General features: G+C 57.2%; 3 protein-coding genes. 2 read left to right on the forward strand and 1 reads right to left on the reverse strand.

Annotation, left to right across the window (positions count from 1 at the left end; genetic code table 11):
* Positions 1-401: 401 nt before the first annotated feature.
* A complete protein-coding gene (locus VKV18_RS08425; protein WP_324203762.1) occupies positions 402-3,347 on the forward strand; it encodes a UPF0182 family protein in 2,946 nt (981 codons plus the stop codon).
* Between the two features lie 38 nt (positions 3,348-3,385).
* Positions 3,386-3,736, forward strand: a complete 351-nt coding sequence (locus VKV18_RS08430; protein ID WP_324203763.1) for a YbjQ family protein — start codon at positions 3,386-3,388, stop codon at positions 3,734-3,736.
* A 237-nt stretch (positions 3,737-3,973) separates the two neighbouring features.
* Here VKV18_RS08430 and VKV18_RS08435 read toward each other — a convergent pair.
* Positions 3,974-4,896 (reverse strand): alpha-L-rhamnosidase C-terminal domain-containing protein (locus tag VKV18_RS08435; protein WP_324203764.1); only part of this gene is annotated, 923 nt, incomplete at its 5' end.

Genomic DNA, 4,896 nt, shown 5'->3' on the forward strand with positions numbered 1-4,896 from the left:
GAAACGGTTCTGGCCGCTGAGGCGTTTATTGTGTCTTACTTGTTGAAGAAAGGGGGCTAGTGTGGTTAGTGTCCAGATGACAGCGTATCAAAGGAAACCGCCAATGAACTTATTGGTCTCCCCTCTCCCTGATAGGGGGAGGGATTGGGGGTGGGGGTTGTAGAAGCAGACAGCGATGCAGCGGCCAGGGAACGAGATGATTAAGGAAACGGTGCTGGCCGCAAAGGCGCCGTCCGCGAGGACGCCCACTGCGAGGTGCCTCTTTCCCTGACAAGGTGTGGGGACTGCAAGCAGGTCCTCCACTCCCACACTAAACCGAAAAGCGTTCTCCTCCGTATGCTATACTGAAGAGGCTTTGTGCAAAAGACAAACGGCACGGAGTTGGCTTGTAGGAGGAACCAATGGCTAGATCGCACGAACCGGAGATCATTGTATTGCATGAACAGCCCTCCCCATTCCCACGCCGACTAGGGTTGATCTTTCTCATAGCCTTTCTTGTGCTTTTTGGTCTCTTTCTCGTGCTGCACAACTTCGTGCCGGTCTACACGGATTGGCTTTGGTTCCGAGAGGTAGGCTATCGGCAGGTTTTCTTCACCGAGGTGATCTCGAAATCCGTGCTCTATTTTGTGGCCGCCTTCCTCTTTTTTGTCATCTTCTTCACCAGCGTCACCATCACGATCAACAGCACACCCGATGCCTTCTGGAGCCAACTGGTTCAACGACTTGGAGGCAGCCAGAAACCCGCTTTGCCGCGCCTTCTTCGGCGCATCGCTTTCGTTGTGGCTCTTATTCTCTGTTTGTGGGCGGGACGGTCGGCTTCAGACGAGTGGAACGATTGGCTGCTTTTTACTCATAGCGTGCCGTTTCATCGGCTCGACCCGGTATATCACCACGATATCGGGTTCTACGTGTTTCAGTTGCCGTTTTTGAGCTATCTTCAGGGCTTTTTTATGATCACGTTCCTGGTGGCCTTGGCGGCGGTCATCGGCATCGGCTACCTCGAGCGAGCACTTAACGCTCGCCCCGAAGGGGGTCTGCCACAAAGCGCCCTACGGCCTGCGCTTGGGCTTATCGCCCTTCTTGCGCTTACGCAAGCGTTTGGCACCCAGCTTGGAGCCTACGGCCTCCTACAGCATGACAACGGCATCTTTGTGGGTGCCGACTATGTGGATGTGCACTATCGCCTCTTTGCCATTCGTGTTGAGATAGCCTTGCTTCTTATTACGGCCATCGCCTGCTTGGTGGCCATGAAAACGTGGCGCCTTAAACCGGCTATCTGGAGTGGAGCAGCATGGCTCGCGGCCACCATTATTTTGGGCGGCGTGGTGCCCCAAGCAGCTCAAACGCTGCAGGTTGCTCCCAATCAGTTTGGGCTTGAACGCCCCTACATCCAACGCAATATTCAGTTCACTCGCGCGGCCTACGGGCTAGAGCACGTGCTCCAAGTCAACAACTTTCCCGCCGATCTCAGCCTTAACACGGCCGTTTTGGAGAAAAACCGAGCCACCCTCGATAACGTGCGCCTTTGGGACTACAAATATCTTGCCAAGGTCTATCAGCAGATACAGGCGGTTAAGCCCTACTATCGGTTCGAGGCCCTGCTGCCCGGCGGCGGGCGCGTGCCGAATATAGATATTGACCGCTATCTCTTCCAAGGGCATCTGCGCCAGGTGATGCTTGCCGCCCGTGAGATGGATGTGGATGCCCTACCCGAATCGGCTCAAACTTGGCAAAACCGTCGCCTAAGCTATACCCATGGTTACGGCGTGGTGATGTCGCCGGTAAACCAGACTGTGGATGGCGACCCGGTCTACCTCATCGAAGGGTTTCCGCCCAAAGCCACCGGCGAAGCCGCCGGGTTGACCATCGCCCATCCCCAAATCTACTACGGCATGTTGGACTATCGCCCCGTCTACGTAGATACCCAACAGCCGGAGTTCGACTATCCGGCAACAGGCAACGACGATCAGGATCACTACGCATTCTATCAGGGACACGGGGGGATTCGCATCGGCAACTCCCTGTTTCGCAAACTTCTGTTTGCCTATCGTCTTAACGATTGGAACCTGCTTCTCATCCACAGCCTCACTCCGAACACGCGCGTGCTTTGGCGACGTGATATTCGCGAGCGCGTGCAGCTTGTCGCCCCCTTCCTGCAACAAGACACCGATCCCTATTTGGTGATCGATCCGGATAATGGGCATCTGGTATGGGTGATTGACGGCTACACTCTTTCCGATCGCTACCCCTATGCCACACCGCGCCAGCTCGGCGTGAACCCCATGACCACCGAATCGCTCAACTACATCCGTAACAGCGTAAAGGCCACGGTGGACGCCTACAGCGGCCGGGTGACCCTCTACTTGGCCGATCCCTCCGACCCCATCGCACAGGCCTATAGCCGCATCTTCCCCGGCATTTTTCACCCGCTTTCCGATCTCTCGCCGGCAATGCGGGCGCATCTGCGCTATCCGGAGGACCTGTTCCGCATTCAACGCGCCATCTACGCCGTGTATCATGTGGACGATCCCCGTGTGTTCTACCTTCGTGAGGATGTTTGGGCAGTGCCGGACGAGCCGCTCTCTACCATCGAGCAGCAACCGCGTGAGATGGAGCCTTACTATGTGGTGATGCATCTGCCCGACCTGGGCGCCAGCGACAAGCCCACCAATCCCACCCAGGCCTCCGGCAGCGAGGAGTTTGTGCTGATGAGCCCGCTCTCCCCCATTCGTAGAGAAGACCAGAATATCCTCGGATGGATGTGCGCCCGATGCGACCCACCCCACTATGGCCAGCTCGTGCTCTATCGGTTCCCACAGCAGGTATCGGTACTAGGCCCCACCCAAGTCTTACAGCGCATCAACAGCGACCCGGTGATCTCACCCCAGCTCTCTCTGTTGCGCGCAGGTGGCTCTACCGCCGAGTTTGGAAATCTCCTCGTGATTCCCGTAGCCCACTCGCTGCTCTACATCGCCCCACTCTACGTGGAAGCCACCAGCAACGTTAACCGTCTTCCCAAATTGGCTAAAGTGGTTGTGGCCTATGGCGACCAAGAGGTGATGGCCAATAGCCTCGACCAAGCGTTGGCGCTTCTCTTCCCCGGCTACAGTGCGGGAGGCAAGCCTGTGCCCTCTGCGGCTCCCTCGAATGCAAGCATAAGCACAATGCCTACAAAACCGACAGGTAACCTCTCGGCAGAGGTGCGGCTGCTCATCCAGAAGGCAAGCTCCCTTTTCAGCACCTCGCAACAGCAGCTGCGCCAAGGCGATTTTGCCGGCTACGGCCAGACGATGAAGCAGTTGCAGCAGACCCTAGAGTTGCTTAAACGCACCGCCGGTGTGCCCTAAGACCTGCTGTGCCCTTTACCTAAGAAAGGAGCAAAAAGATGCCATCGGCCTTGATGGACCATAACTTGGTGACGACCGCCTTCGAACTGCCCGGCTATCGCATTGTGAGAACGTGTGGAGTGGTACGCGGTATTACGGTGCGTTCACGAAGCGTGCTAGGGAATATTGGGGCGGGGATACAGGCGTTCTTCGGCGGCAACATCACGCTCTATACAAACCTCTGCGAGCATGCGCGCGAGGAGGCCTACGAAATTATGATTCAGCATGCGGTAGAAAAAGGCGCGAATGCGGTGATCGGCGTGCGCTACGATGCAACGGAGATCGCTGCAGGAATTACCGAAGTGCTGGCCTACGGAACCGCCGTTGTGGTAGAGCCGCTAAGCGCGTAACGGTTAGCCTAAATTTAAAATTGCATTATGCCGTTGGGGGACATCAAGATCGAGTAAGCTTCTATCCCCTTGCGCCATCTGGGCACGTCAGATAGGCATGGCTTAACAGGTCCAACCTCCCACCACTGGGACGGCCTCCTGTTTCATGGCGTTGCCGGCCATCGCCAACCGATACTCTGCGATGGCCGGAGCCTTGCCACGATAGGCGAAAATGCAGACCTGGCCTTATAAACAGCCCTATCCTGCCGTTGCCTCGAAAACGTAGTGACCAGGCCGATCGAGAGTGAAGTGAGAGAGGTTTTCATCGGCTTGGAACCGCGGCTGTAGCGAACTGCCCACCAGTTTCGCCCTCCCATGCAGTTGCACGTCGGCCTTTACGTCAGAGGGCAGTGTAAGGTCCACCCGTTCTCCCCCCTGTTTTAGGGCTTCAACACGGATATGTATCAAGCCGTGAGGAGTGGGCACATTGCCTTCCGCCCATTGCAGGCCGGCGAGGTCGGGTGCGATGACGGCGGTGGAATAGCCGGCTCCGGTGGGGCGTACACCGAGCACGCGCTCCGTGAGGAAACTCGTGGGGCCGGAAGACCAGCCGTGGCACAGGCTAACGAAGGTGCCCATGCCGTTATCCGCCTGGAGATAGAGATGAAAATGCTTCTTGGGCCACGAGGGATCGTAGCCCTCCCAGAAGGTTGTGGCTCCTTCGGCGATCATGCCTCCCCAAAAGCGCCGGATAAAGTCGAGCGCCGCATGGGTATGGCCGGCTAGGCTCATGGCGTAGATCACATAGTTGTTGTAGTAGGGTGTGGCGATGTAAGACCAGGCCGGGCTATCGGGCGCGAAAACCGCCTTGTAGATGGCCGCCGTCTCCTTTGGAGTGGTTGCGCCGGCGAAAATCGCCATGGCGTTCTCTTGGCGTCGCAAGCCGAACGTATCGGTTTGGGGTGAAAGCCAGTGCTGTTGTGCAGCTTGAGTGAGCCTCTCGGCAAGTTGCCGGCAGTGTTCTGCGTTGGTGGCATCCCCCATCTCCTGGAACAGGAAGGCGGCATCTTTGGCGGCCTTGATGTAGTACATTTGGGTGGCGATTCGAGCCAGCGGGCTGTCGCCGTTGAAATCGGGCGACCAGTCCACATAGTCCCAGGCCCCGTGTTTGTTGGCAAAAA

The sequence above is a fragment of the Chthonomonas sp. genome (assembly GCF_035294505.1).
In the GTDB taxonomy this organism is placed as follows: domain Bacteria; phylum Armatimonadota; class Chthonomonadetes; order Chthonomonadales; family Chthonomonadaceae; genus Chthonomonas.